General features: G+C 65.8%; 22 protein-coding genes. 19 read left to right on the plus strand and 3 right to left on the minus strand.

The features are described from left to right. Position 1: 1 nt before the first annotated feature. The 3 genes from Y887_RS14340 (at position 2) to Y887_RS14350 (ending at position 2,272) form a co-directional block, all read left to right on the plus strand. Positions 2-826 carry a GIN domain-containing protein gene (locus Y887_RS14340; RefSeq protein WP_046964982.1) on the plus strand — a complete coding sequence of 275 codons (825 nt, stop codon included), beginning with the start codon at positions 2-4 and terminating at the stop codon, positions 824-826. A 33-nt stretch (positions 827-859) separates the two neighbouring features. Then, positions 860-1,390: a DUF2884 family protein gene (locus Y887_RS14345; RefSeq protein ID WP_046964983.1), complete on the plus strand. Its 531-nt coding sequence runs from the start codon at positions 860-862 to the stop codon at positions 1,388-1,390. A 459-nt stretch (positions 1,391-1,849) separates the two neighbouring features. Next, positions 1,850-2,272: a hypothetical protein gene (locus Y887_RS14350; RefSeq protein ID WP_046964984.1), complete on the plus strand. Its 423-nt coding sequence runs from the start codon at positions 1,850-1,852 to the stop codon at positions 2,270-2,272. Between the two features lie 119 nt (positions 2,273-2,391). On the opposite strand, the gene Y887_RS14355 is transcribed toward Y887_RS14350, so the two are convergent. After that, positions 2,392-3,798 (minus strand): class II fumarate hydratase, encoded by a 1,407-nt coding sequence (locus Y887_RS14355; protein ID WP_046965004.1) that lies wholly within the window; start codon positions 3,796-3,798, stop codon positions 2,392-2,394. Positions 3,799-4,085: 287 nt separating this feature from the next. Here Y887_RS14355 and Y887_RS14360 point away from each other — a divergent pair, with 287 nt between their 5' ends. The 3 genes from Y887_RS14360 to Y887_RS14370 all read left to right on the plus strand — a co-directional run bounded on the left by Y887_RS14360 (position 4,086) and on the right by Y887_RS14370 (position 7,562). Then, positions 4,086-5,408, plus strand: a complete 1,323-nt coding sequence (locus tag Y887_RS14360; RefSeq protein WP_046964985.1) for a hemolysin family protein — start codon at positions 4,086-4,088, stop codon at positions 5,406-5,408. Positions 5,409-5,444: 36 nt separating this feature from the next. Further along, a complete protein-coding gene (gene purB / locus Y887_RS14365) occupies positions 5,445-6,812 on the plus strand; it encodes an adenylosuccinate lyase (RefSeq protein WP_046964986.1) in 1,368 nt (455 codons plus the stop codon). Positions 6,813-7,061: 249 nt separating this feature from the next. After that, entirely contained in the window at positions 7,062-7,562 is a 501-nt protein-coding gene (locus Y887_RS14370) for a DUF3060 domain-containing protein (protein ID WP_046964987.1), read from the plus strand. 272 nt (positions 7,563-7,834) lie between these two features. Here the strand turns inward: Y887_RS14370 and Y887_RS14375 are convergent, their stop codons facing one another. Beyond that, entirely contained in the window at positions 7,835-8,098 is a 264-nt protein-coding gene (locus Y887_RS14375; protein WP_046965005.1) for a PDZ domain-containing protein, read from the minus strand. Positions 8,099-8,442: 344 nt separating this feature from the next. On the opposite strand from Y887_RS14375, the gene Y887_RS14380 reads away from it, so the two are divergent. The 13 genes from Y887_RS14380 to Y887_RS14440 all read left to right on the plus strand — a co-directional run bounded on the left by Y887_RS14380 (position 8,443) and on the right by Y887_RS14440 (position 25,888). After that, positions 8,443-9,903 carry a ribosomal protein uL16 3-hydroxylase gene (locus Y887_RS14380; RefSeq protein ID WP_046964988.1) on the plus strand — a complete coding sequence of 487 codons (1,461 nt, stop codon included), beginning with the start codon at positions 8,443-8,445 and terminating at the stop codon, positions 9,901-9,903. Then, positions 9,900-10,832 carry a GNAT family N-acetyltransferase gene (locus Y887_RS14385; RefSeq protein ID WP_046964989.1) on the plus strand — a complete coding sequence of 311 codons (933 nt, stop codon included), beginning with the start codon at positions 9,900-9,902 and terminating at the stop codon, positions 10,830-10,832. Before Y887_RS14380 ends, Y887_RS14385 begins: the two co-directional genes overlap by 4 nt. Before the next feature lie 180 nt (positions 10,833-11,012). Then, positions 11,013-13,841, plus strand: a complete 2,829-nt coding sequence (locus Y887_RS14390) for a 2-oxoglutarate dehydrogenase E1 component (RefSeq protein WP_046964990.1) — start codon at positions 11,013-11,015, stop codon at positions 13,839-13,841. A gap of 42 nt (positions 13,842-13,883) precedes the next feature. Further along, a complete protein-coding gene (sucB, locus tag Y887_RS14395) occupies positions 13,884-15,098 on the plus strand; it encodes a dihydrolipoyllysine-residue succinyltransferase (protein WP_046964991.1) in 1,215 nt (404 codons plus the stop codon). A gap of 111 nt (positions 15,099-15,209) precedes the next feature. Further along, complete coding sequence (gene lpdA / locus Y887_RS14400) at positions 15,210-16,652, plus strand: dihydrolipoyl dehydrogenase (protein ID WP_046964992.1); 1,443 nt, start codon at positions 15,210-15,212, stop codon at positions 16,650-16,652. 217 nt (positions 16,653-16,869) lie between these two features. Continuing rightward, on the plus strand, positions 16,870-17,463 hold the full coding sequence (locus Y887_RS14405) for an LOG family protein (protein ID WP_046964993.1): 594 nt from the start codon (positions 16,870-16,872) through the stop codon (positions 17,461-17,463). A 241-nt stretch (positions 17,464-17,704) separates the two neighbouring features. Next, positions 17,705-18,307: an IMPACT family protein gene (locus tag Y887_RS14410; RefSeq protein WP_046964994.1), complete on the plus strand. Its 603-nt coding sequence runs from the start codon at positions 17,705-17,707 to the stop codon at positions 18,305-18,307. Next, positions 18,304-20,073, plus strand: coding sequence for an ABC transporter transmembrane domain-containing protein (locus tag Y887_RS14415; RefSeq protein WP_046964995.1), 1,770 nt, complete (start codon positions 18,304-18,306; stop codon positions 20,071-20,073). The genes Y887_RS14410 and Y887_RS14415 overlap by 4 nt, the downstream gene beginning before the upstream one ends. 90 nt (positions 20,074-20,163) lie before the next feature. Next, positions 20,164-21,063, plus strand: a complete 900-nt coding sequence (locus tag Y887_RS14420; protein WP_046964996.1) for a hydrogen peroxide-inducible genes activator — start codon at positions 20,164-20,166, stop codon at positions 21,061-21,063. Positions 21,064-21,151: 88 nt separating this feature from the next. Further along, positions 21,152-22,840, plus strand: a complete 1,689-nt coding sequence (locus Y887_RS14425) for an ABC transporter transmembrane domain-containing protein (RefSeq protein ID WP_046964997.1) — start codon at positions 21,152-21,154, stop codon at positions 22,838-22,840. Then, positions 22,824-23,909: an HlyD family secretion protein gene (locus Y887_RS14430; RefSeq protein WP_046964998.1), complete on the plus strand. Its 1,086-nt coding sequence runs from the start codon at positions 22,824-22,826 to the stop codon at positions 23,907-23,909. The genes Y887_RS14425 and Y887_RS14430 overlap by 17 nt, the downstream gene beginning before the upstream one ends. After that, positions 23,906-25,309 carry a TolC family protein gene (locus tag Y887_RS14435; RefSeq protein WP_046964999.1) on the plus strand — a complete coding sequence of 468 codons (1,404 nt, stop codon included), beginning with the start codon at positions 23,906-23,908 and terminating at the stop codon, positions 25,307-25,309. Before Y887_RS14430 ends, Y887_RS14435 begins: the two co-directional genes overlap by 4 nt. Positions 25,310-25,693: 384 nt before the next feature. Continuing rightward, a complete protein-coding gene (locus Y887_RS14440) occupies positions 25,694-25,888 on the plus strand; it encodes a hypothetical protein (protein ID WP_046965000.1) in 195 nt (64 codons plus the stop codon). A gap of 324 nt (positions 25,889-26,212) precedes the next feature. Here the strand turns inward: Y887_RS14440 and Y887_RS14445 are convergent. Beyond that, on the minus strand, positions 26,213-26,568 hold a 356-nt coding region (locus tag Y887_RS14445), incomplete at its 5' end, for an Imm10 family immunity protein (protein WP_211256996.1).

Raw genomic sequence — 26,568 nt, forward strand, 5'->3', positions numbered from 1 at the left:
CATGCGCCTGCCTTTGACCCTGGCCATCCTGTTCGCCTTGCCTGGTGCTGCGTTTGCCGAGGAGCAATGCAAATTTTCCGAACCGCGCAGCCTGGAGCTGAAGCTGAGCGGAGTGAAGTCGGTGCTGTTCGAGGTCGCTTCCAACGACCTGCATCTGGACGCTGCGCCGGGCAACAGCGGGCGTCTTGGCGGGCGCGCCTGTGCCGCCAGGGCCGATCTGCTCAAGGGCCTGACCGTCACCCAGAAGCGCGTCGGCGACAAGCTGGTGGTGACGCTGGCTGATGATCGCCCGCTGCGCATCTCCATCGGCGACAGCTACTCCTACCTGGACCTGCGCGGCAGCGTGCCGGACTCGCTGCTGGTGCAATTCGACGTCGGCTCCGGTGACGTCGAGATCAGTGGCGCTGCCGCGGTGAGTGCCGATGTCGGTTCCGGCGACATGGTCATCCGCCGCACCAAGGGCCGGGTCACCGCCAAGGTCGGTTCCGGCGATATCGAGCTGGAAGACATGGGGTCGCTGCGCGTGCTGGCGGTCGGCTCAGGCGATCTCAAGGCCAGGCAGGTGCATGGCGCGGCCGAGATCGGCAAGGTCGGTTCGGGTGACGTCAAGCTGCGCGGCGTTGCAGGCAACGTCAAGCTCGGCACGATCGGCTCCGGCGATGTGGACATCGACGATGTGCAAGGCGATGTCGGCGTGGAAGCGGTCAACTCCGGCGCACTGCGTGTGCACAGGGTGCGCGGCGACGTGAGCGTTGCGCGCAAGGGCAGCGGCGATATCGACGTGAGCGATGTTTCCGGCACCACCCGCGTGCCGACCGAACACTAATTGCGTCATTGACCATTGAAGGGGGAACTCCTGATGAAATTGTTGATTTCCGCGGTGTTGGCAAGCGTTCTGCTGGTCGGTTGCGGCAAGTCCGAGCCCACCGTCGACGTATCGGCCCAGGCCAACGGCGGTGGCGTGAGCTTCAATGGCAAAAGCGTCACGCTCAAGCGTGACGGCCTGCCTGCGGCCACCGTTGGCGCGGATGGCGCGCTCAGCATCGATGGCAAGCCGGTCGCCTTGAACGATGCGCAGCGACAGGCGATGCGCAGTTTCTACACGCAGATCCAGGGCGTTGCTGCGAAGGGCATCGATATCGGCACCCAAGGCGCTGCATTCGGCGCTCATGCGGCCGGTGAAGCGCTCAAAGGGGTGCTCAGTGGCAACCCCGACCAGATCGGCGACAAGATCGAGGCCGAGGCGGAGACCTTCAAACAAAAAGCCATGCTGATCTGCGACCAGCTGGACAAGCTGCGCACTGCGCAGGACGCCGCCACGCGCGTGGTGCCGGAATTCGGGCCCTACGCCAACCTGACGCAGAAAGATATCGACGACTGCCGTCACTGATTGCGGTGGCGGCTTGCGCATCACGCGTTGCGCCACTGCAGCGGACCTTCGTCGGGCGTGCGCCTGGCGGATGCACACCCAGGAGCGAGATCGGTGCCGCCGCGTTTGCCACCCTGCCGTCTCCATCAAGGATAGTCGCGCCGGGTCCATGCCTATCGGCGGTGAGGCTTGGGCCTTGCGTCAATTGCAAATGGCAGTGATCGACGGGTAAGGGGGGGGGAGATGCCTCATGCGCCGCGTTACCTGCGACTGCGACTGCCTGGATTGACCTTCGCCAGGCATGACCGGCGTGCGATGGCGTGGGAACAGGCGCGCATATCGCGGCAGGACCTGATCCGCCGCCAGCACACCTCATACACTGCCCTGCGACATTTTGTCAGCCCCCTAAGCATCGCGTCTGCGACGATTCGCAGACCCGCGCGGGATTACACTAACGCGCTCTCCCAGATCATCGCCCCCATGAACAAGTTCGTGATGCTCTGCATGGCGTTGCTGCTGTGCACCCTTGCCGCCTGTGGCGACCAGTCGTCCCGCCGCGCCGAGCGCGGCAAGCCGCGCGTTGCCGTCACCACGCAATCGGTGATGATCCGCCGCCCGCCGGCTGCCAATGCGGAAATCACGCCCGACGGTACGCTCAAGATCGACGACATCGCGCTGCCGCAGAAGGAAGCGACCCGCGCCAAGCTGCAGTTGCTGTTCGGACATCTGCAGATGCTGCGCCAGCAGGCCGTCAACGATGCTGGCCCGGATCCGGACTACAAATCGATCAAGCTGACCGCCACGCCCGAGATCCAGAAGCTCAGCGGCGAATTGCTGGATGAAATCCCGTCGCTGCAGCCGTATCGCGAGAGCTTCGGCAACGTGCAGGCCGAGCGGCACTGAGTCCTGGCGACGCCGCGGATGCGCGCAAAGCCGTCTAGGAGCGCACCTGGGCGCGACGGGGTTGTATCGACAACGCCCATCGCGCCCAGGTGCGCTCCTACGCACGCACGCCGCGGTGGTCAGCCACCGCCGCCTGTGCTGCCGGCCTGGATGCCACCACGCGTCAGTGCAGCCGGATCCAGCAAACGGCGCAGGTCCGCTTCGCTGAGCCCGCTGTCTTCCAGCGCCACCTCCAGCACGGGGCGTTGTTCCTTGTAGGCACGCTTGGCGATCGCGGCGGCTTTCTCGTAGCCGATGATCGGGTTGAGTGCGGTGACCAGGATCGGATTGCGGTCCAATGCCTCGCGCACGCGGTCCTGCCGCACCTTCAGGCCGGCGATGGCGGTGTCGGCCAGCAGGCGCGAAACGTTGCCCAGCAGGGTGATCGAATCCAGCAGGTTGTAGGCGATCAATGGCAGCGTCACGTTCAACTGGAAGTTACCGGTCTGCCCCGCCACGGTGATCGCAGTGTGGTGGCCGATGACCTGCGCGCACGCCATCACGGTGGCTTCGGGAATCACCGGGTTGACCTTGCCCGGCATGATCGAACTGCCCGGCTGCAGCGCCGGCAATTCGATCTCGCCCAGGCCCGCCAACGGGCCGGCGTTCATCCAGCGCAGGTCGTTGGCGATCTTGATCAACGCCACGGCCAGCGCGTTGAGCTGGCCGGACAACTCCACCGCATCGTCCTGCGCGGCGAGGCCTTCGAACTTGTTGTCCGCACTTTCGAACTTGAACTTGCTCAAGCCCGACAAGGCCTTGGCCACCTTGCCGCCGAAACGCGGATCGGCATTGATGCCGGTACCGATCGCGGTACCGCCCAGCGGCAGGCGGCGCAGCCGCTTGAGCGCATCGTCGAGCCGGTCCTGCGCCGAATGCAATTGCGCAGACCAGGTCCCGAATTCCTGCCCGAACGTCAACGGCATCGCATCCATCAGATGCGTGCGGCCGGTCTTGACGACCTTGTCCAGCGACTTGGCGCGCTTGTCGATGGTCTTGCGCAGGTGCTTGAGCGCCGGCTGCAGGTGTTCCTGCACCGCGAGCAATGCCGACACGCGAATCGCGGTGGGCACCACATCGTTGGAACTCTGCCCCAGATTGACGTGATCGTTGGGATGCACCGCGTCCTTGCCGGCGCGTGTGGCCAGGGTGGCGATCACCTCGTTGGCATTCATGTTGGACGAGGTGCCCGAACCGGTCTGGTACACGTCGATCGGAAAGTGCGCATCGTGCGTGCCGTCGGCCACCTGCAGTGCCGCCTCCTGCACGGCCTTGCCGATCGACTTGGGCAGCAGCCCGAGCTCGGCATTGACACCGGCGGCGGCGGCCTTGATCAAGCCCAGCGCGCGAATGAAACCGCGCGGCATCGGCTGGCCGGACACCGGGAAATTCTGCACGGCGCGCTGGGTCTGCGCGCCCCATAAGGCGTCTGCAGGCACCTGCAACTGGCCCATGCTGTCGTGTTCGGTCCTGAAACGTTCGCTCATCTGCATTCTCCGCACATTATTGGATTGTGGTGACGCAATGGCTGGCAGCGGGCGCACCCACGCTGGCGAGGGCCATTACGATACTCGCTGGCAGCGTTGCAACGATGTCATCGCGGCGCGTGGACTAGACTCAGCGCTGATCCATACGAGGTACCACGCCGCCATGGGCGACGACCCTGACTGTAGAAACGCACTGCCTGCGTTCTGTTTCGCTGCACACCGCACTACCACGCACACCCCTGCGTTGATGCGTTCGCCCGCCGCCGCTGCACCGCGCGGAGGCGACAATGCTCGGTAATGTGCTGCTGTTGATCGTCGCGCTGGTGCTGGTGCTGTTGAACGGCTTCTTCGTTGCGGCCGAATTCGCTCTAGTCAAACTGCGGCACACGCAGGCGGTGGGGCTGGCGCAGACCCATGGCTGGCGCGGGCGCTTGCTGCTGGGGGTACACGCGCATCTGGATGCGTACCTGTCGGCATGCCAGCTTGGCATCACCCTGGCGTCGCTCGGGTTGGGTTGGGTCGGCGAGCCTGCCTTCGCGCATCTGCTGCAGCCGTTGTTCGACGTGCTCGGCATGTCCGAGGACGCGGCGCAGTTCACCGCCCTGGCGATCGCCTTCAGCCTGATTTCGTTCCTGCACATCGTGCTCGGCGAACTGGCGCCCAAGACCATGGCGATCCGTCGCCCGGAGCGCATGTCGTTGTGGACTGCCGCGCCCTTGTATGTCTTCTACTGGCTGATGTATCCGGCAATCTGGGTGCTCAATACCAGCGCCAACCGGCTGCTGCGCATGCTGGGCTGGGGCGATGTGGAGCACCAGTCGCACCGCTATTCGCGCGAGGAGCTCAAGCTGATCGTCGGCCGCCAGGACCCGAACGCACCGACCGCCGATCACGGGCTGGCGCTGATGAGCCATGCGCTGGAACTGCCGGATCTGGTTGCCGGCGACCTGATGCGGCCCCGCGAGCACCTGCGCAGCCTGCGCGAAGGCGTGAACCTGGAGGCGGTGCTGGCCGAGTTCAGCGAATCGCGCTACAGCCGCTACCCCTGGTTCGAGGCCGATGGCGAACAGGTGCTGGGCATCCTGCACACCAAGGATCTGCTGGTGGCGATGGCGCGCGGCCAGGACCTGGACGACCTGCGCCCGCTGCTGCGCCCGGCCACCCTGCTGACCCTGGAGACCCCGATCCCCAGCGCGCTGGAGCAGTTCCGCACCGGCGCCACCCATCTGGCGCTGTGCGTGGAGGACGAGGGCCGCATCCTGGGCTTCTTCACCCTGGAAGACCTGCTGGAAGTCGTGGTTGGCGAGATCGAGGACGAACATCGCCATGTGGTGCGCGACGCCCCGGTGCGCAGCCAGGACGGCTCGCTGCTGGTAGCCGGCAGCACCTCGATCTTTCGCCTGGAACGCTTGCTGGGCCAGGACCTGAGCGCCCCGGACCATGTCAATTCGGTCGGTGGGCTGATCGTGCATCAACTGCAGCGGCTGCCCGAGGAAGGCGAAACCCTGGAGCTGGACGGCCATGCACTGACGGTACGGCGCATGGCCGGCCACCGCATCCAGGCGGTGACCGTGCGGCCGGTGGGCGAAGCCGGGGCCGGGGCGGCGTAGAATACTGGCCCCGCCAGCTTCTCAGTGCCCTGCCCCATGTCGGATTCCGCCCTGCTCGCCCTGTCCCCGCTCGACGGCCGCTACGCCTCCAAGGTGGACGCGCTGCGCCCGATCTTTTCCGAATACGGCCTGATCAAGGCGCGGGTCAAGGTCGAGATCGAATGGCTGCTGGCCCTGGCCGCCGAACCGGGCATCGCCGAGCTGGCGCCGTTTTCGCCCGCCGCCAGCCAGCGCCTGCGCGCGCTGGCCGACGACTTCAGCGTGACCCACGCCGCACGGGTCAAGGAGATCGAGCGCACCACCAACCATGACGTCAAGGCGGTGGAGTACTTCATCAAGGAACAGCTCAAGGACGATGCCGAGCTGGGCCCGACGCTGGAATTTGTGCACTTTGCGTGCACCAGCGAGGACATCAACAACCTCAGCTACGGACTGATGCTGGAACAGGCGCGCCGCGAAGTGCTGCTGCCCACGCTGGACGGCATCGTTGCCTCGTTGCGCAGCCTGGCGCATGCGCAGGCGGCGCAACCGATGCTGTCGCGCACGCATGGCCAGACCGCCTCGCCCACCACGCTGGGCAAGGAAATCGCCAACGTGGTCGCGCGCCTGGAGCGCCAGCGCAAGCAGATCGCGGCGGTGGAACTGACCGGCAAGATCAACGGCGCGGTCGGCAACTACAACGCGCACCTGGTGTCGTATCCGCAACTGGACTGGGCCGCATTCGCGCAGCGCTTCGTCGAAAGCCTGGGCCTGGTGTTCAACCCGTACACCACCCAGATCGAGCCGCACGACAACGTTGCCGAAATCGGCGACGCCAGCCGCCGCGCCAACACCATCCTGATCGACCTGTCGCGCGACATCTGGGGCTACATCTCGCTGGGCTACTTCAAGCAGAAGCTCAAGGAAGGCGAAGTCGGCTCGTCGACGATGCCGCACAAGGTCAACCCGATCGACTTCGAAAATGCCGAAGGCAATTTCGGCATCGCCAACGCGCTGTTCGAGCACTTTTCGGCCAAGTTGCCGATCAGCCGCTGGCAGCGCGACCTCACCGATTCCACCGTGCTGCGGGCGCTGGGAACCGCCTTCGGCCACACCCAGGTGGCGCTGGATTCGCTGGCCAAGGGCCTGGGCAAGCTGACCGTCAATCCGCAGCGCCTGGATGCCGACCTGGACGCGGCCTGGGAAGTGCTGGCCGAAGCCGTGCAGACGGTGATGCGCCGCCACGGCCTGCCCAACCCGTATGAACAATTGAAGGCATTGACGCGCGGCCACGGCATCACTGCCGCCTCGATGCAGGCCTTCGTGGAAAGCCTGCAGCTGCCCGAAGACGACAAGCAGCGCCTGCGTACGCTCACCCCGGGCGGCTACACCGGCCTGGCAGAGCAACTGGCGCGCGCGATCTGAGCGGATAGGCCCACGAGACCTTGCGCGTCTGCGTAGCGGGTCTCTTTAGCCACGACCGCCACCGGCAGTTCATCGGCAGTACTGCAATGCCGATGAACTGCCGCCGCTATCGTTGATGACGATGCCAGGACAGGCGTGTCGCAGCGCGCGTCATGCGTTGATCCCAGCCTGACCAGCGGCCAAAGGCCTGCACATCGGCGACCGAGCCGGACTGGTATCGTGCCGCCCTCACCCTTCAGGAGGTCGGCGATGCGCGCAACTCACACAGCACTGTCCCTGTTGACGCTGGCAAGCGTCTTTGCACTGAGCGGCTGCGGCGGCGATGGCCCTGCCGCACAGGCGCTGTCGGCAGTGTCGTCGACCTTGACCGACCCGGCCAGTGGTGCCGATTGCGCCGGCAAGGACCTGCGCATCACCAAGGACAACGCCGACATGATCATCAATGGCGAATGCGGCGCAGTGACCATCACCGCCTCGCATGGCGCGCTGAATGTGGAAAAAGCACGCTCGATCCGCGTGGAAGGCAGCAGTTTCACCGTGCTCAACCGGCAGGTCGGCACACTGAGCGTGATCGGCAACAACAACACGCTCAACCTCACCAACCTCGACAGCGTGGACATTCAGGGCAACCAGAACCTGGTGCTTGCGCGCGAAGTGAAACAGGTGCGTTTCTCAGGCAACGACAACACCGTCAACCCCTCCAGCAAACCGACGCTGGACGACCGTGGCAGCGGCAACAAGCTGATGTGAGCGGTGCGAATGTGTTCCCTGCCGAGGCATGCGTGCGCACGCGCGCTCAGCCGTATGCACGTCGCAGCGCGCCAGCAAGGTCATCTAGGCGATGCATCTGCAGACCGCACTGATTTGGAGCGGCTAAGCACGCGACTGCGCTCATCGACAGATGGGCGCGGCTGCGGCCCGGAATCCGCATGCAGCACGCGTACGCCCTGTTTCCCCTGCGCCGGCCTCACTCGCACAAACGACTGTTCGTTACGCGCTGTTGGCCGCGCCTGGCGCAAGCATCAGGGACGCCGCGCAGCCACCAGCGTCACCTCGCGCGGCTTGGCTGCACCGCGCACGATCACCAAACGCAGGATTTCTCCGACCTTGCGGTTGACGGCCTGCTTGAGCACGTCGGCCTTGCTTCCCGCCACCGGGATGCCTTGTGCGGACACGATCGCATCGCCCACCTGCAGCCCCGCTGTCGCTGCGGGCGAGGCCGGCTTCACCGAGTCGATCTTGACCGAGGTCAGCGTGGGATTGAACGAAAACCCCTCGCTTTCCACCGCAAAACCCAGGCCGAACCACCCTTTGTCATCGGCGGCGTGCGCGGCGCCGGGTACCGCCAGTGTCGCAGTCAACCACAGCACCATCAGCGTCCGACGATTCATGCACGCGATTTCCAAAGCGAGGGAGCAGCACACCACGGCTGCGATACCGCAGTGTTTCATTGCATGCGCTGCCAGCTCATGTGCCATCGGACACCCTGACCAGGTGCTGTCGCGGCGAACGACAGCGCGCGCGGTGTGCCCAGCGCAGGTGCACATCCGGCCCAGGCAGTCGACAATAGGCCATCCGCGCCGGCCGACGCCCCGCCCCACACTTTTTTCTTCACCTTGTAAGGATCCCCATGGCCGTACGTAAAGCGACCCCACTTGCGATCGAAGTCCAGGCCCGTCCCGGGCAGCCACTGGGCATGCCGGTCGAGCGCTTTTTGCGCAATTACTGGCACAAGCACCCGCTGCTGATCCGCAACGCGTTCCCGGATTTCGCCTCGCCGCTGCAGCCGGAAGATCTGGCTGGCCTGGCCTGCGAGGACGGCGTGCTGGCGCGGCTGATTAGCCACGACCGTGCCACCGACGACTGGAGCGTGCGCACCGGCCCGTTCCAGGAAACCGATTTCCCCGGCCTGCCCGACCATGACTGGACCTTGCTGGTGCAGGACGTGGACAAATGGGACGCCGACGTGCGCGCATTGCTGGACCAGTTCCGCTTCCTGCCGCGCTGGCGCATCGACGACATCATGATCAGCTTCGCCGCCACTGGCGGCTCGGTCGGTGCGCATGTCGATCACTACGACGTGTTCCTGCTGCAGGGCCAGGGCCATCGCCGCTGGCAGGTCGATGCACGCGCCTCGCAAGGCCGCAAGCCCACGCCGCAGACGTTCCGCGACGACGTCGACATCAAGCTGCTGCGCGAGTTCAAGCCGACCCACGACTGGGTACTGGGCCCGGGCGACATGCTGTATCTGCCGCCGCTGGTACCGCACCACGGCGTGGCCGAAGACGCCTGCCTGACCTTCTCGATCGGCACACGCGCGCCCTCCTCGGCCGAGCTGATCGGCGATTACCTGGACACCCTGATCGCCGATGCCGACGAGTCGGTGCGCTACCACGACGAAGACCTCAAGGTGCCGGCCGATCCATACGAGATCGACGTCACCGCGATGAACCGCGTGGTCGAAGCGCTCAATGCGCTGCGCATGAACGACCCGGATCGCCTGGGCGACTGGTTCGGCCGCTTCATGACCACCTACCGGGCCTCCGGCGACGTGGTGCCGGCACCCGAGCCAATCCCGCGCGAGGCGGTCGAACAGGCGCTGGAAGAAGGCGTGGTGCTGTACCGCCACCCCTGGTCGCGTCTGGCCTGGCGGCGCGCCAAGCGCGGCGCCACCCTGTTCTGCAGCGGCCTGGAATTTGCGCTGTCGGCCAAGGACGCGGCGCGCCTGGCGGCGGCCGAAGAGATCGATGGCGGGCTTTACGCGCAGCTGAGCGCACGCGGCCGGGAGGTGGTGCTGGAGCTGCTGGCGCAGGGCCATTACCAGCGCGCCCATGACGACGCGCACGAAGACATCGACGACGATCAGGCACACGCGCTCACGGTGTCGGCCGACGACCACGACGATCAGGACGACGCCGACCGTGCGGACGCGGACGAGGCCATCGATGCCGAGGCCGATGTCGAAGAGGTGGCGGACGAGGCAGACACCCCGGCCGAACTCGTCGACACCCGCCAGGACTCGGATGACGACACCGAGGCCTTGGAGAGTGCCGAAGACGGCAACGACGCCGAGACCCCGGAGCGCGCATGAGCCCGCACGGCAGGCCGCAGATCGTCTCGCTGGACCCGGCATCCGATGCCGCGGCCCTGCGTGCGCTGCGGCAGGCCTGCACGACCGACAGCGCGGGCAGCGCACACGCTGCCGATTGGGATGCGCTGGATCCGCTCAGCCTGCAACTGGCCGCGCGCACAGATGATGGCCAACTGGTCGCCTCGGTGCGAGTGACGCCGGATCGCCGCATCGACCGGCTCGGCCTGGTGCCGGACTGGCGGCGTCGCGGCCTGTCCGACCAACTGCTTGCCGCAGCGGTGGATGCCGCGGCCCAGCGGGGCTGGCCCAGCCTGCACGCCCGCGTCACCGCAAGTGCCGAGGCGGTGTTCGCACGCCTCGGCTTCTTGCCCGAGCCACCCCCGCATTCCCTGCGCCAGCCTGGCGACGACAGCGGCGCTGCGCCCGGCAAGCCCGTGCATCGCCGTCTCGATGGCCCGATGGCGGTGGACGATTTCGCCGCGGCCCTGGCCGCCACCACCGGCCTGCTCAGCAGCGCGCGCCGGCAGGTGCTGATCTACACCCGCGCACTGGACCCGCCGTTGTTCGACAATCCCGCCGTGCTCGATGCGCTGCGCCGCTTCGCCACCGCACGCCACGACAAGCGCGTGCAGGTGCTGGTGCAGGACACCGCCAGCGCCGCTGCCAGCAGCAGCGCGATGTTGCGCCTGGCCCAGCGCCTGCCCAGTGTGTTCCGGTTCCGCGCGGTCAGCGACCCGGTCGATACCAGCTATGCGGCGGCCTACGTCGTCGGCGACGACGCCTACTACTTTCGTCCAACAGGTCATCGCTACGACGATGGCGAAACCTGGTTGTCAGCTGCGGCCCGCAGCCGCCAGCTGGAGCGCGAATTCGCGCAGATATGGGAGCGCAGCACGCTCTGGAACGAACCGCGCGCGCTCGGCATCTGACGCCGCAGCGCCCCCTGCGCGTAGGCGCCCGGCCAATTGGTCTACCCCGCCGGTCAGCTCGCAGACGCCCCCTCACAAGCGCAAGGGGGTATAATTTTTCGAGATTTGAGACCGACCGATAGGGCAACTCGCCCTGCCGCTTCCGCACAATCATCCCCACAGCAGACCCGACTTACCATCGTGGATAATCTCCTAAAGCAGTTCGCGCAGTCATCGCAGCTCGCCGGCGGCAACGCCGCCTACATCGAGGATCTGTACGAGCAGTACCTCGTCGCCCCGGACAGTGTCGATCCGAGGTGGAAGACGTACTTCGACGGCTTCAAAGGTCGCGATGCCGGTGATGTCCCGCACTCGGCGGCCATCGCCCACATCCTCAGTGCGTCCAAGCAGGCCGCCAACGCAGGGACCGGCGCAGGCGCCAGCGACGAGCGCGAGCGCAATGTCGGCCGCCTGATCACCGCCTACCGCGCACGCGGCCACCTCGGCGCGCAGCTCGACCCACTGGGGCTCACCCCGCCGGTCAACCCGCCCGATCTGGACCTGCCGTTCCACAGCCTGTCGCAGGCCGACATGGACAGCGAGTTCAGCACCGGCGGTGTCGGTGGCCAGCCGCGGATGAAACTCAAGGATCTGCTGACCCGCCTGAAGGCGACCTACGCCAGCACCATCGGCGCAGAGTTCATGCATATCCAGGAATTCGACCAGCGCCAGTGGATCTACAAGCGCCTGGAAGATGCCGGCGGCAAGATCGCAGGCGATGCGGCCAGCCGCAAGCGTACGCTGGAGCGGCTCACCGCTGCCGAAGGCCTGGAGCGCTACCTGCACACCAAGTACGTCGGCCAGAAGCGCTTCTCGCTGGAAGGCGGCGATGCGCTGATTCCGATGATGGACGCGATCATCCACCAGTCCGGCAAGGACCAGGTCAAGGACATCGTGATCGGCATGGCCCACCGCGGCCGCCTCAACGTGCTGGTCAATACGCTGGGCAAGAACCCGCGCAAGCTGTTCGACGAATTCGAAGGCAAGTTCGAGCACGCCCATGACGACCGCGCACACACCGGCGACGTCAAGTACCACATGGGCTTCTCGGCCGATATCGCGGTGGGCGACAGCAACCAGGTGCATCTGGCGTTGGCGTTCAACCCCTCGCACCTGGAAATCGTCGACCCGGTTGTGGTCGGCAGCGTGCGCTCGCGCCAGGAACGCTTCGGCGATGCCGAACGCAAGACCGTGCTGCCGATCCTGATCCACGGCGATGCCGCATTCGCCGGCCAGGGCGTGGTGATGGAGCTGTTCCAGATGTCGCAGGCGCGCGGTTTCGCCGTCGGCGGCACCGTGCACATCGTGGTCAACAACCAGATCGGCTTCACCACCAGCACGCGGGACGATGCCCGTTCCACGCTGTACTGCACCGACGTGGCCAAGATGATCGGCGCGCCGGTCTTCCACGTGAATGGCGACGACCCGGACGCGGTGATCTTCGTGTCCAAGCTGGCCTATGAATTCCGCCAGCAGTTCAAGAAGGACGTGGTCATCGACCTGGTCTGCTACCGCCGTTGGGGCCATAACGAGGCCGACGAGCCGGCAGCGACCCAGCCGGTGATGTACCAGACCATCCGCAAGCACAAGACCACCCGCGAGCTCTATGCCGCCAAGCTGGAAAGCGACGGCGTGCTGAGCGCCGACGAGGCCAAGGCGCTGGTGGACGGCTACCGCAACAAGCTGGATTCGGGCGAATACACCACCGAACTGGCCAAGCGCAAGCCGGATGAATTTGCGATCGATTGGTCCAAGTATCTGGTCGGCACCGCCGCCGATCCGGTGGACACGCGCGTCAAGCGCGACCAGCTGGACCGTCTGGCCAAGCTGATCACCACCATTCCCGAGGGCGTGGAGCTGCATGCCCGCGTCGCCAAGATCTACGAAGACCGCGTCAGGATGGCCGCCGGCGATCAGCTGGGCGACTGGGGCTTTGCCGAGAACCTGGCGTACGCCACGCTGCTGGCCGAGGGCCACAAGCTGCGGCTGGTCGGCCAGGATGCCGGTCGCGGCACGTTCTTCCACCGTCACGCGATCCTGCATGACCAGAAGAACGACAACTACTACCTGCCGCTGCGTCAGCTGGTCGAAAACCCGGAAGACGCCACCATCATCGATTCGCTGCTCAGCGAAGAAGCGGTGATGGGCTTCGAGTACGGCTACTCCACCACCGACCCGAACGCGCTGTGCATCTGGGAAGCGCAGTTCGGCGACTTCGCCAACGGCGCGCAGGTGGTGATCGATCAGTTCATCGCCGCCGGCGAAGCCAAGTGGGGCCGCATCGCGGGCCTGTCGCTGTTCCTGCCGCACGGCTACGAAGGCCAGGGCCCGGAGCACAGCTCCGCACGCCTGGAGCGCTTCCTGCAGCTGTGCGCGCTGGAAAACATGCTGGTGTGCGTGCCGACCACGCCGGCGCAGTGCTTCCACATGATCCGCCGGCAGATGCGCATGACCACCCGCAAGCCGCTGGTGGTGATGACGCCCAAGTCGCTGCTGCGCCACAAGCTGGCAGTGTCGAGCCTGGAAGAACTGGCCGAGGGCGAGTTCCAGCACCTGATTCCCGACGCCAAGGCCGACGCCGGCAAGGTCAAGCGCGTGGTGCTGTGCTCGGGCAAGGTCTATTACGACCTGCTCGAAGACCAGACCAAGCGTGGCCAGGACGACGTCGCCATCCTGCGCGTGGAGCAGCTGTATCCGTTCCCGCGTGCGCAGCTGGCCGCCGAGCTCAAGGCCTATGCCAATGCCACCGACGTGGTGTGGTGTCAGGAAGAGCCGCAGAACCAGGGTGCGTGGTACCAGATCCGCCACCACCTCAATTTCTGCCTGGCCAGCGGTCAGAGCCTGCATTACGCCGGCCGTGCCCGTTCGCCCTCGCCTGCCGCCGGCCACATGGCCGACCACATCGTCGAACAGCAGAAGCTGGTTGCCGATGCGCTACTGAATCCGTTCAACGACCAAGTCGCTGAATAACTCACCTTCCCCAAAGAACGAAAACCCTAGGACGCTCCCCGAATGGCCACCGAAGTCAAAGTTCCGGTACTGCCCGAATCCGTTTCCGACGCCACCATCGCCAGCTGGCACAAGAAGGCCGGTGAAGCGGTCAAGCGCGACGAGAATCTGGTCGACCTGGAAACCGACAAGGTCGTGTTGGAAGTTCCTTCGCCGGTCGACGGCGTGCTGAAGGAAATCAAGTTCGAAGCCGGCAGCACCGTCACCAGCAACCAGATCCTGGCGATCATCGAAGAAGGCGCCGTTGCCGCCGCCGCTCCTGCCGAAGAGAAGAAGGCTGATGCACCGGCCGCCGCCGCAGCCGCGCCGGCTGCCGCTCCGGCACCGGCTGCCGCCGCTGCACCGGCGCCTGCGTCCAAGTCCGCTGCCGATTCGCTGCCTCCGGGCGCGCGTTTCTCCGCGATCACCCAGGGCGTGGACCCGGCGCAGGTCGAAGGCACCGGCCGTCGTGGCGCGGTGACCAAGGAAGACATCGTCAACTTCGCCAAGGCCGGCGGCGTGGGCAAGGCGTCTGGCGCCCGTCCGGAAGAGCGCGTGGCGATGACCCGCGTGCGCAAGACCATCGCCAAGCGCCTGATGGAGTCCAAGAACTCCACCGCGATGCTGACCACCTTCAACGAAGTGAACCTGGCCAAGGTGTCGGCCGCGCGCAAGGAACTGCAGGACGAGTTCCAGAAGGCGCACGGCATCAAGCTCGGCTTCATGAGCTTCTTCGTCAAGGCGGCCGCCAACGCGCTGCAGCGCTTCCCGCTGGTCAATGCCTCGATCGACGGCGACGACATCATCTATCACGGCTACAGCGATATCTCGATCGCCGTGTCCACCGACAAGGGCCTGGTCACGCCGGTGCTGCGTAATGTCGAACGCCAGTCGTTCGCCGACGTCGAACAGGGCATTGCCGACTACGCCGCCAAGGCGCGCGCCGGCAAGCTGGGCCTGGACGATCTGCAGGGTGGCACCTTCACCATCACCAACGGCGGCACCTTCGGCTCGCTGCTGTCCACCCCGATCATCAACCCGCCGCAGAGCGCGATCCTGGGCATGCACGCGATCAAGGAGCGTCCGATCGCCGAGAACGGCCAGGTCGTGATCGCCCCGATGATGTATCTGGCGCTGTCCTACGACCACCGCATCATCGACGGCAAGGACTCGGTGCAGTTCCTGGTCGACATCAAGAATCAGCTGGAAAACCCGGGCCGGATGTTGTTCGGCCTGTGATGAAAGCCGGGATTGGGGATTCGGGAGTCGGGATTTGCGCAAGCGCCCTGCTCCCGAATGCCCTGCTCTTGCGAATCCCCAATCCCCAATCACCAATCTCGTGAGCGAAGAATGAGCGAACAAGAACAATTCGACGTCGTCGTCATCGGTGCCGGTCCGGCCGGTTATCACGCCGCCATCCGCGCGGCCCAGCTGGGCATGAAGGTCGCCTGTATCGACGCCGCACTCGGCAAGGACGGCAAGCCGGCCCTGGGTGGTACCTGCCTGCGCGTCGGCTGCATCCCGTCCAAGGCGCTGCTGGATTCCTCGCGCCAGTTCTGGAACATGGGCCACCTGTTCGGCGACCACGGCATCAGCTTCAACGATGCCAAGATGGACGTGCCCACCATGATCGGCCGCAAGGACAAGATCGTGAAGCAGTTCACCGGCGGCATCGCGATGCTGTTCAAGGCCAACAAGATCACGCCGTACTACGGCTTCGGCCAGCTGCTGCCGGGCAACATCGTCAAGGTCGCACAACACGAAGGCGGCGAGATCGAACTCAAGGGCACCAACGTGATCCTGGCGGCCGGCTCGGAATCGATCGAGCTGCCGTTCGCCAAGTTCGACGGCGACACCATCGTCGACAACGTCGGCGGCCTGGACTTCACCGCCGTGCCCAAGCGCCTGGCCGTGATCGGTGCCGGCGTGATCGGCCTGGAGCTGGGCAGCGTGTGGAAGCGTCTGGGCGCCGAGGTCACCATCCTCGAAGCGCTGCCGGATTTCCTGGCCCTGGCCGATGCCGAAGTGGCCAAGACCGCGCTGAAGGAATTCAAGAAGCAGGGCCTGGACATCAAGCTGGGCGCCAAGGTCAGCAAGACCGAGATCACCGGCAGCGGCGATGCCAAGCAGGTGGTGCTCAGCTACACCGACAGCGTCGGCGAGCAGACCCTGACCGTGGACAAGCTGCTGGTGGCCGTGGGCCGCAAGGCCGCGACCAAGAACCTGCTGGCCGACGGCACCGGCGTCAAGGTGACCGACCGCGGGCAGATCGAGGTCGATGGCCATTGCCATACCGGCGTCGACGGCGTGTGGGCCATCGGCGACTGCGTGCGCGGCCCGATGCTGGCGCACAAGGGTTTCGAGGAAGGCATCGCGGTGGCCGAGCTGATCGCTGGCCTGCCGGGTCACGTCAACTTCGACACCATTCCGTGGGTCATCTATACCGAGCCGGAAATTGCCTGGGTCGGCAAGACCGAGCAGCAGCTCAAGGCCGAGGGCGTGGCATACAAGGCCGGCAGCTTCCCGTTTGCGGCGATCGGCCGTGCGGTGGCCATGGGCGAGCCGGCCGGCTTCGTCAAGGTGATCGCCGATGCCGAAACCGACCGCGTGCTGGGCATGCACCTGGTGGGCGTGGGCGTCTCCGAGCTGGTCCACGAAGGCGTGCTGACGATGGAATTCAACGGCTCGGCCGATGACCTGGCACGCATCTGCCACGCGCATCCGACCCTGTCCGAAGCGATCCACGACGCCGCGATGGCGGTGAGCAAGCGCGCGATTCACAAGGCTAACTGACCGGGATTGGCGGATTCGGGATTGGGGATTCGCAACTGCGACTCCGGTCCCGGCCCTCTCCGGCAACGACATGGCGCCGGGTGAAAACCCGGCGTTATGTTTTTCAAGCCCGACAAAAACTCAAACGCATCAGCGCGCCCTGGGCCGACGGCCTTACGTGCAATCAGCGCAGCGCCGCCTCGCCTTTCCCAATCCCCAATCCCAACTCCCGAATCCCATGAAAAGCATCTGCGTCTACTGCGGCTCCAATGCCGGCAACAAACCCGTCTACGTCGAGCGCGCGATGGCGCTGGGCGATCGCATCGCCAAGCAGGGCCTGCGTCTGGTCTATGGCGGCGGCAATGTCGGCTTGATGGGGACGGTAGCCAACGCGGTGCTGGCCGCCGGTGGCGAAGTCACCGGGGTGATTCCGCAGCAGCTGGCCGATTGGGAAGTGGCGCATCGCGGGCTGACCACGCTGGAAATCGTCGGCTCGATGCATGAGCGCAAGATGCGCATGTTCGAGCTGTCCGATGCCTTCGTCGCCCTGCCCGGCGGCTTCGGCACCATGGAAGAGATCTTCGAGATGCTGACCTGGCGCCAGCTGGGCATCGGCAACAAGCCGTGCGCCTTCCTGGATATTGCAGGCTTCTATGCACCGCTGATCGGCATGATCGATCGCATGGTGGAAGAGCGGTTCCTGCATCCAGATCAACGCGCCGACCTGTGGTACGGCGACGACATGGCGCAGATGCTGGAGTGGATGCAGCACTACACGCCGGCCCAGGCGTCCAAGTGGATCGACGAGAAGCGCCGCTCCACGCTGGTGTAATCAAGATCTCCCGGCCTCGCGCGGGCTCGGGCGCGCCGCTTCCTACGAGCGCGCGCATACGCCGCTGGCAGACGCATGATGCATCCGCCCGAACACACGCCAGGCGCGATGTCGGTGACCACCGTCCGACGCACGGCAACGGTGCGTCGCCAGGACGCACCTCGTCCCGATTGCCCCGGTCTGCCAGCTTGCAACGGCAGTCACGCTGACTGCCGCAACCGGCATCGCTGCCTCGCATAGAATGGCGGCGATGCTCGATACCCTCGCCGCTGACGCGCACCATAGCCTGGACATCAAGCACAGTCGCTTTCTGGCCCATGCTGCTGCACTCGATTCTTCCGCGCAGGCGCTGGAGATCGTGCAGCGCGTGTCGGTGCCGGATGCCACGCACAATTGCTGGGCCTACCGGTTCGGGCAGGAGTATCGCTCCAGCGACGATGGCGAGCCCAGTGGCACTGCCGGCCGGCCGATTCTGGCCGCCATCGATGGCCAAGGCTTCGATCGCGTCGTGGTGGTGGTGACGCGCTGGTATGGCGGCATCAAGCTCGGTGCCGGCGGGCTGGTGCGCGCCTACGGCGGTACCGCTGCCGAATGCCTGCGCCTGGCCACGCGGCGACCGTTGGTCGCGCTGGCCCTGCTCGACCTGCAATGCCAGTTCGACGATCTGGGCCTGGTGCACGCGGCGCTTGCCGCATTCCATGTCGACAAGCTGGACGAACACTTCAACGCCCAAGGCGCAGCGTTGCGCGTGCAACTGCCTGCAGATCAGCTTGCCGGCTTGAAAAGCCGTCTGTGCGACGCCACTCGCAATCGTGTCCATCTCTCAACACCGGAAGCCGCATGAATCAGCCAGCCGCCGCCAGGCCCAACCCATTGCGGAAGCTTGGCAGCCTGCGCACCTTGTGGCCGTTCGTGCAACGTCAGCGTGGTCTGTTCGCCGCCTGGCTGATCGCGCTTGCGGTGTCTTCGGCAGCCACGTTGAGCCTGCCGGCCGCGGTCAAGCGCATGATCGATCATGGCTTCTCCGGCGGCGCGCAGATCAACCAGGCCTTCGCGCTGTTGTTTGTGGTGGCAGTGGTGCTGGCCCTGGCGACCGCAGCGCGTTTTTACTTCGTGGCACTGCTGGGCGAAAAGGTCGTCGCCGATCTGCGCGGCCGCCTGTATGCGCACCTGATCGGGCTGGACGCCGGCTTTCATGATCGCAGCCGCAGCGGCGAGCTGGTGTCGCGGCTGTCGGCCGACAGCGAGCTGCTGCGCGGGTTGATCGGCACCACCATGTCGGTGGCGTTGCGCAGCTCGGTGACGGTGATCGGCAGCATGGTGATGTTGTTCGTCACCAGCCCGCGTCTGGCCGGATTCACGATGATCGGCATTCCGCTGGCGGTGCTGCCGATCGTGCTGGGTGCGCGCCGGTTGCAAAAGATTTCGCGCGCCAGCCAGGACCGCGTGGCCGATGCCAATACGCTGGCGGCCGAAACGCTTGGTGCGGTACGCACCGTGCAGGCGCATGCGCGCGAGCGTTATGAAAGCCAGCGTTTCAGCCAGGCCTTGTTTGCGGCGATCGATACCGCGCGGCTGCGGATCCGCACCCAGGCCGGCGTGACCGCCATCGCGATCATGCTGATCTTCGGTGCCATCGTGGGCGTGTTGTGGCTGGGCGCGCACGACGTGGTGTCCGGGCGCATGACACCCGGCACGCTGGGCCAGTTCGTGCTGTATGCGCTGATCGGCGGCGGTTCGGTGGGCGCACTGGCCGAGGTGTGGAACGAGTTGCAGCGCGCCGCAGGCGGTATGGGCCGGGTCGGCGAACTGCTCGACGAACACTCGGCGATCGTTGCACCGGCCACGCCGACACCGTTGCCGCAGCCGCTGCGCGGAGCGATCCATTTCGACCAGGTGGTGTTCCATTATCCGCAGCGCCCCGACGCACCGGCGCTGGACGGCTTCGACCTGCATGTCAGCCCGGGCGAGACCGTTGCCCTGGTCGGCCCGTCCGGCGCTGGCAAGAGTACGGTGCTGGCGATGCTGTTGCGCTTCCACGACCCGGCCAGCGGCAGCGTCCGCATCGACGGGGTGGACCTGCGCCAGACCGACCCGGTGCGCTTGCGCGAGAACATCGCGCTGGTCCCGCAGCAACCGACCCTGTTCGCCGCCAGCGCCGCCGACAACATCCGCTATGGCCGCCTGGAGGCCAGCGATGCCGGGGTGGAAGCAGCGGCGGCGGCGGCAGAGGCCGACGGGTTCATTCGCGCCCTGCCCCAGGGCTACGCCAGCGAACTGGGCGAGCGCGGCACGCGCCTGTCCGGCGGCCAGCAGCAGCGCGTGGCGATCGCGCGTGCGCTGCTCAAGGACGCGCCGATCCTGCTGCTGGACGAAGCCACCAGCGCACTGGACGCGCAGAGCGAGCGCGCCGTGCAGCAGGCACTGGACCGGCTGATGCAGGGCCGTACCACCGTGGTCATCGCGCACCGCCTGGCAACCGTACTCAAGGCCGACCGCATCGTGGTGATGGATGCCGGCCGCATCGTGGCGCAGGGCACGCATGCGCAGTTGATCGCCGAAGGCGGCCTGTACGCCGAGCTGGCGCGGCTGCAATTCATCGATCAATGACCGCTGGTTGATGCCCACTGCGGGCCACGCGCTCCCTCACCGGCCTGGCCGGCAGTGCGACTCCGAGCGACCCGACGTATCGACGCGACCATGCCCCGGCCCAAGACCACCCTTCGTCAACTGAGCTACTTCGTCGCACTTGCCGACACCGGCAGTTTCACCCGTGCCGCCGAACAGATGGGCGTATCGCAGCCCTCGTTGTCGCAGCAGATCCGCGCACTGGAGACCATCATCGGCGCGCCGCTGTTCGAGCGCGGGGTGCCGGCCATCCTGACCCCGCTCGGGCGCGACCTGCTCGATCGCGCGCGCAGCATCCTGCTCGACGTGACCGATCTGGAAGACGTGCGCACCACTGCGGCCGACACGTTGATCGGCACCATCCGGCTCGGCGTCTCGCCCACGCTGGGCGCCTACCTGATGCCCAGCCTGGTCGCACGATTGCACCGCGAACACCCGGCACTGCGCGTGCATGTGCGCGAGGGGCTGCCGACCGTGCTGGCCAGCGACCTGGCCAACGGCGTGCACGACCTGATCCTGGCGCAATTGCCGGTGGCCGGACGCAGCCTGCATAGCGAGCGGCTGTTCCGCGAACCGCTGCACGTGACCATGGCCGCCGATCACCCGCTACGCGCCAAACGCTACATCACCCCTGCCGACTTGCGCGGTGCCAACCTGCTCACCTTGATGCCGGAGTACCGGTTGGCCGAACAGGTCGCCGCCATCGCGATGGATGTCGGCGCCCATGTGCTGCGCGATTACGAAGGAACCAGTCTGGATGCGATCCGGCAGATGGCCGGCATGGGCATGGGATTGGCGCTGTTGCCGGACCTGTACGTGCGCCAGGAAATCCGCGAAGGCGACGATGTGGTGGTGCGCCCGATCAAGGGCGGCCGCTATTACCGCGACATCGGGCTGCTGTGGCGGCAAGGCGCAGGGCGTGCGCCGGCGTTCGGTTTGATCGCCGATTTGCTGCGTGCGGCAGCCGCATAGGAAAATCCTATACAACGGATAAGCGCTCCGGCCTTGTCCTATAGCGGCAACTCGTCAATGCTTCACTGAACTCATCAATGGAAGTTCAATGGCGTCACAGCGGATCGGATGGCGGGAAGCGGTGGGCTGGCTGGCGGAAATCGTCGGGCCGGACATGCCGTATGTGCGTCTTGCCCTGGTGTACGGCGTGGCGATCAGCCTGCTGTCGCTGGCCACGCCCATTTCGGTACAGTTGCTGATCAACAGCGTCGCCAACACCGCGCTGCCCACGCCGCTGTGGACCTTGTCGGGCCTGCTGCTGGGGCTGCTGCTGCTGGTGGCCTGCCTGAGCGCGATGCGGGTGTGGATGATGGCGCTGTTCGAACGCCGCCTGTTTGCGCGCGTGGTGGCCGAGATCACGGTGCGCGCAGTGCATGCGCAGAACCCCTTCTTCGCCGACCAGAACCGCGGCGATGTGTTCAATCGCTACTTCGATCTGGTAGTGGTGCAAAAAGCGGTACCCAGCCTGGCGATCGGCGCCTTCACCATCGTGCTGCAGTCGGCGGTCGGCCTGATCGTCACCAGCTTCTACCACCCGTTTTTCCTCGGGTTCAATGCCTTGCTGCTGCTGATCATCTTCGCAATCTGGATGATCTGGTCGCGCGGTTCGATCCGCACGGCGGTCGAGCTCAGCCACGCCAAGCACAATGCCGCGCACTGGCTGGAAAGCGTCGGCGGTTCCAACGGCTTCTACAAATCCAGCCGCCATCTCAACTTTGCGATGGATCGCTCCGAAGCGGTCACTGCGGCCTACGTCGACCGGCACCGGCGCCATTTCCGCTACAGCTTCACCCAGACGGTCGCGTTTCTGCTGCTGTACGCGGTCGCCAGCGCGGCGCTGTTGGCGCTGGGCGGCAGCCTGATCCTGCGCGGCGAGCTGTCGATTGGGCAGTTGGTGGCGGCCGAGCTGATCCTGAGCGCAGTGTTCTATGGCATCGCGCAGCTCGGTGCCTATCTGGACACGTTCTACGACCTGGTCGCCAGCGCGGAAGAATTGTCGCTGCTGTATGCCATTCCGCAGGAACGCCCCGTGGCGGCGGCCGGCAAGATCCCCGGCAACAGCGCGGTGCGGCTGGATGGCGTGGTGATCGAGGGTGCACGTTTCGATTTCACCCTGGAAGCCGGCGAGCACCTGGTGACGCTGGCCGATGGCGGCGCCGAACGGCTGCTGGCCATGGTGCTCAAGCGTCATGTGGTGCCGGAGCGTGGCCTGGTGATGGTGGGCGGCGCGGACCTTGCCACCTTCGACATGTACCTGCTGCGCTCGGAAGTCACCGTGCTCGATCGACCGACCATCGTCGAGGTGACCATTCGCGAGTATCTGGCCATGGCCTCGCCGGACGTGAGCTCCGAATCGATGCTGGAAGCCATCGACACGGTGGGACTGCGCGCACGCATCGCCGCGCTGCCGCAGGGCCTGGACACGCGTCTTGCCGCGTCCGGCTTCCCGCTGTGGATCGGCGAAGTGATGGCATTGAAGCTGGCCAACGCCTTGCTGGTGCGCCCGCGCGTGCTGATGTTGTCGCAGCTCTACGACCTGCTCCCGGCAGAACGCCTGACCCGCGTGCTGGGGCGCCTGAAGGAGGCCGGCACCACCGTGCTGCTGTGCACCGGCAGGCCGGAAGATATCGAACTGGATGGCTGGTTCCGCCTGGAGCCCGAGCGCCAGCAGCGCTACGCCACGCGCGCCGAATTGATCGCATCCACCCAGGAGGCAACCAATGCAGCACGCCCCTGATCGGATCGCGCACTTCCCCACGCTGGCCTCGATGCGGCCACCGAGCATCGCCAAGGTGCTGGCGTGGATGCTGTTGATCGGCGTCGCCATCGCAGGCGCGATCCTGGCGTTCGCACCGTGGGTGCAGACCGCCAGCGGCAAGGGCCAGGTGGTTTCGCTCGATCCGGGCGATCGCCAGCAGCAGGTCACCGCCTTCGTGCCTGGCCGTGTCGAACGTTGGTATGTGCACGACGGCCAGCACGTCTCCAAGGGCGACCCGATCGCGCGCGTCGGCGACCTGGACCCGGATCTGCTCACCCGGCTTGCCAGCGAGCGCGCGCAGGTCGCGGCGGAAATCGCCGCCATCCAGCAATCGCGCGCAGTCGCCAGCATCGACGTCGAGCGCAGCCGGCAATTGCTTGCCGAAGGACTGGCCGGTCGTCGCGATTACGAGCTGACCCAGATCAAGGTGGCCGAGGCCGACGCCAAGCTGGCCGAATCGCGCGCCAAACTGACCCGCATCGATATCCAGTTGAACCGCCAGTCCGCGCAGCTGGTCCGCGCGCCGCGCGATGGCCGCGTGCAGCAGCTCAACGCCGCCAGCGGCAGCGCCATGGTCTCGCCCGGCACGGTGCTGGCGGTGATCGCGCCCGAGCGCGTGGAACGTGCAGTGGAGCTATACATCGATGGCCGCGACGTCCCGTTAATTCGCCCCGGCCGACCGGTGCGGCTGGAGTTCGAAGGCTGGCCGGCGATCCAGTTCAGCGGCTGGCCGTCGGTGGCGCACGGCATGTTCGATGGCCGCGTGCGCGCGATCGACCCCAATGCCGCGCCGGATGGGCTGTTCCGCATTCTGGTCGAGCCGCAACCGGGCAAACCGGCATGGCCGGCGCAGGAATTCGCCCGCCAGGGCGGCAAGGTGCGCGGCTGGGTGCTGGGCGAGACGGTGCGGGTGGGCTACGAACTGTGGCGCCAGCTCAACAATTTCCCGTTGGAATTCGGCCGGCGCCCCTCCGCTGCCACGCAGGACGATGGCAAGGCCAAGCCCGCCGCCGACAAGTCCGAAGACGACACGACGGGCAAGAAATGATGCGGCATGTGCTTGTCCTGCTGATCGCACTCTGCCCCGGTGCGGCCTTCGCCCAGGCCGCGCCGCTGACCCTGGACGAAGTGCTGCACTCCTCGGCCCGCTCTGCGCCGCAGATCGTCGAAGCGTTGGCGAAAGTCCGCCAGGCCGAAGGTAAGGGCATATCGGCCGACGGCGCGTTCGATACCGTGTTCGACATCGAAGGCCGCTCGCGCGAGGCCGGCTACTACGACGGCAGCACCATCGAAAGCGGCGTCAAGCGACCGTTCGAGAACAACGGCGGCTATTACTACGGCGGCTATCGCTCTTCGCGTGGTGCGTTCCCGGTCTACGAAGACAAGTCGTATACCGACCGCGGCGGCGAAGTGAAGGTCGGTGCCTTGTACGCGCTGCTGCGCGACCGCGTGGTGGACGAGCGCCGTACCAAGCGCAGCATTGCCAGCACCGATATCGATGTGGCCAAGTACGAAGCGGAGATGGTGGCGATCGGCGTGCAGCGGCGCGCCGTGGACGCCTACCAGAGCTGGGTGGCGGCCGGCCTGAAGCTGCGTGCGTACAACGACCTGCTGGCGTTGGCGGAGCGACGCCGCAATGCGATTTCGCGGCAGGTGACGCTTGGCGCGCGCCCGACCATCCTGCTGACCGAAAACGACCAGAACCTGGTGCGCCGGCGCGCACTGGTGGTGCGCTCCGAACAGGACTTCGCCAACGCGGCCAATGCCTTGTCGCTATATCTGCGCGACGACGCCGGCATGCCGCTGATCGTCTCCAGCGAGCGCCTGCCGCCCGACACCTCCGCGCTGGAAGGTCTGGCCGGTGCCAACAAGATCACCGCGCCGGTGGAGCGGCCCGATTACCGCGCCGTGCTGACCCGCATCGACCAGGCCACTGCCCGGCTGATGCTGGCGCAGAACGATCTGAAGCCACGGCTGGATGTGAGTTTCGAGGTCAGCAAGGATCTGGGCCCACCCGGCGTGGGCGGGCCGAACCGCTCGCCGACCGATGCGATCATCGGATTTCGTTTCAGCGTGCCGCTGGAAAACCGCTCCGCCAAAGGCCGCGTTGCCGAAGCGCGCGCCGAGATCGAAGCACTGGATCAGCGCAGCCGCTTCCTGCGCGACCAGATCTCGGTGGAGGTGGAGTCCATCGTCATCTCGCTCAACGCCGCAGAGCGACTGGCCAAGATGGCCGATGAAGAACGCGGCCTCGCCGACCGCCTGGCCGCCGCCGAACGGCGACGCTTCGAGCTGGGCTCCGGCGATTTCTTCCTGGTCAATCAGCGCGAAGAAACCGCCAACGACGCACGCGTGCGTCTGATCGACGCCCAGGCGCGGATTGCGTCGGCACGCGCAGAGCTGGCAGCGGCCACAGCGGACCGCGATGCATTGCAGTTGCGTCGTTGATGCGTCGAGTCCGTGCTGGTCCACGCCTGCACGCGTGGATCCTGCGCTGCGGCGCATGCAGTGCCTGACAGGTTTTACGCTGCATCCGTCACGATACCGCAGGGCGATCTGTACAGACCGGCATCGCCTCGGCTGGCACCGGGCTGCGGACGTCGATGCTGCCTCGCTTGCAAGCAGCCGCGACCTTGCACGTTACTGCGCTGGGACCGGACAAAGACACCTCCGAATCGACACCGCATGGCGAACGCGCGATTCCCGCTCACTCCCTCATCCCACGACGACATCTGAATAACATCTGCGTGCGCATCCTCGGCGTGCCAGCCGACTGCTGGCGGTGCGGGCCAGTGGTCCGCACGGCAACCTTGGAATCCTTCGGAGGTGCATATGTCTTTTCGGCAATTTCCCGCGATCGGCGCAGATGGCGAGCCCTACGTCATCATCGAATTCCGCGACGAACAGTCAACTGGCCCGGGCGCGCATCCGGCGCCGCGTTACGAGCTCCCCGATGGCCGCCACCTGCAGCGGCAAGGCCAGCGCTTCATCACCGACGGCGGCGAGCTGCAACTTTCCACGCCCTGAGCCCTGCCTGGTCAATTTTTGACCTACCAGACCACAGCCCTTGTCCTGCAAGGGCTGCAACGGGTTATCCACATGCTTGTGCAACTTTCATCCACAACCGGTGTGGATGAAATCCGTATTTTGTTGGGTAGAGGCAACAAAGAAACGATTCCATCGACAACAGGGCGTCGTTACTTGGTGAGCGACGCCTACATGTAAAGCGCTATTGCCCGCTGCACTGCCTGAAAGACAGCGGCGAGTGCTCGCTATTTCCACGGAGGCATGAGTTCCATGTAGGCGTGAGGCTCGAATCGCGCATCGGAATGCAGCTGCTTGAATGAAATTTCAGGCATCGGCAACAACGAGGCAGCCACTTCCTTCGAAGACACGCCCCAGCGCTTTCCGCAACTCCAAATGCTTGGACGCTGTCAACTGGAATGAGATGGTGAGAGCTTCCATGCCACCGAGCACCTGTGCTGCATCTGGAGCAAACGTGATAACCGCATGGTTCGACTGGAGCGAAAACTTGGAGATGCCACCGTAACAAGCGCATTGCTGGCCAGACCACTCAACGTAGTAAGTGTCCATACCATGCTCCACGTCCTGCGCATCGAACTCCAAGGCGCGCTGAATCATAAGGTAGACCTCGGCATCGGCTTCACGATCAGCAAATCCCACTAGGGATGGTCTGATCAACGGGG

This window comes from Xanthomonas pisi DSM 18956, assembly GCF_001010415.1.
Lineage (GTDB): Bacteria > Pseudomonadota > Gammaproteobacteria > Xanthomonadales > Xanthomonadaceae > Xanthomonas > Xanthomonas pisi.

What these genes read in the sequence shown, in the direction of transcription:
- Y887_RS14435 (WP_046964999.1), top strand. Translation starts at nt 23,906, where the DNA reads ATGATGCGGCATGTGCTTGTCCTGCTGATCGCACTCTGCCCCGGTGCG.
- Y887_RS14380 (WP_046964988.1), top strand. Translation starts at nt 8,443, where the DNA reads ATGGCCGTACGTAAAGCGACCCCACTTGCGATCGAAGTCCAGGCCCGT.
- Y887_RS14370 (WP_046964987.1), top strand. Translation starts at nt 7,062, where the DNA reads ATGCGCGCAACTCACACAGCACTGTCCCTGTTGACGCTGGCAAGCGTC.
- Y887_RS14410 (WP_046964994.1), top strand. Translation starts at nt 17,705, where the DNA reads ATGGCGGCGATGCTCGATACCCTCGCCGCTGACGCGCACCATAGCCTG.
- Y887_RS14360 (WP_046964985.1), top strand. Translation starts at nt 4,086, where the DNA reads ATGCTCGGTAATGTGCTGCTGTTGATCGTCGCGCTGGTGCTGGTGCTG.
- Y887_RS14350 (WP_046964984.1), top strand. Translation starts at nt 1,850, where the DNA reads ATGAACAAGTTCGTGATGCTCTGCATGGCGTTGCTGCTGTGCACCCTT.
- purB (WP_046964986.1), top strand. Translation starts at nt 5,445, where the DNA reads ATGTCGGATTCCGCCCTGCTCGCCCTGTCCCCGCTCGACGGCCGCTAC.
- Y887_RS14405 (WP_046964993.1), top strand. Translation starts at nt 16,870, where the DNA reads ATGAAAAGCATCTGCGTCTACTGCGGCTCCAATGCCGGCAACAAACCC.
- Y887_RS14355 (WP_046965004.1), bottom strand. Translation starts at nt 3,798, where the DNA reads ATGAGCGAACGTTTCAGGACCGAACACGACAGCATGGGCCAGTTGCAG.
- Y887_RS14430 (WP_046964998.1), top strand. Translation starts at nt 22,824, where the DNA reads ATGCAGCACGCCCCTGATCGGATCGCGCACTTCCCCACGCTGGCCTCG.
- Y887_RS14340 (WP_046964982.1), top strand. Translation starts at nt 2, where the DNA reads ATGCGCCTGCCTTTGACCCTGGCCATCCTGTTCGCCTTGCCTGGTGCT.
- Y887_RS14415 (WP_046964995.1), top strand. Translation starts at nt 18,304, where the DNA reads ATGAATCAGCCAGCCGCCGCCAGGCCCAACCCATTGCGGAAGCTTGGC.
- Y887_RS14420 (WP_046964996.1), top strand. Translation starts at nt 20,164, where the DNA reads ATGCCCCGGCCCAAGACCACCCTTCGTCAACTGAGCTACTTCGTCGCA.
- lpdA (WP_046964992.1), top strand. Translation starts at nt 15,210, where the DNA reads ATGAGCGAACAAGAACAATTCGACGTCGTCGTCATCGGTGCCGGTCCG.
- Y887_RS14345 (WP_046964983.1), top strand. Translation starts at nt 860, where the DNA reads ATGAAATTGTTGATTTCCGCGGTGTTGGCAAGCGTTCTGCTGGTCGGT.
- Y887_RS14385 (WP_046964989.1), top strand. Translation starts at nt 9,900, where the DNA reads ATGAGCCCGCACGGCAGGCCGCAGATCGTCTCGCTGGACCCGGCATCC.
- Y887_RS14440 (WP_046965000.1), top strand. Translation starts at nt 25,694, where the DNA reads ATGTCTTTTCGGCAATTTCCCGCGATCGGCGCAGATGGCGAGCCCTAC.
- sucB (WP_046964991.1), top strand. Translation starts at nt 13,884, where the DNA reads ATGGCCACCGAAGTCAAAGTTCCGGTACTGCCCGAATCCGTTTCCGAC.
- Y887_RS14425 (WP_046964997.1), top strand. Translation starts at nt 21,152, where the DNA reads ATGGCGTCACAGCGGATCGGATGGCGGGAAGCGGTGGGCTGGCTGGCG.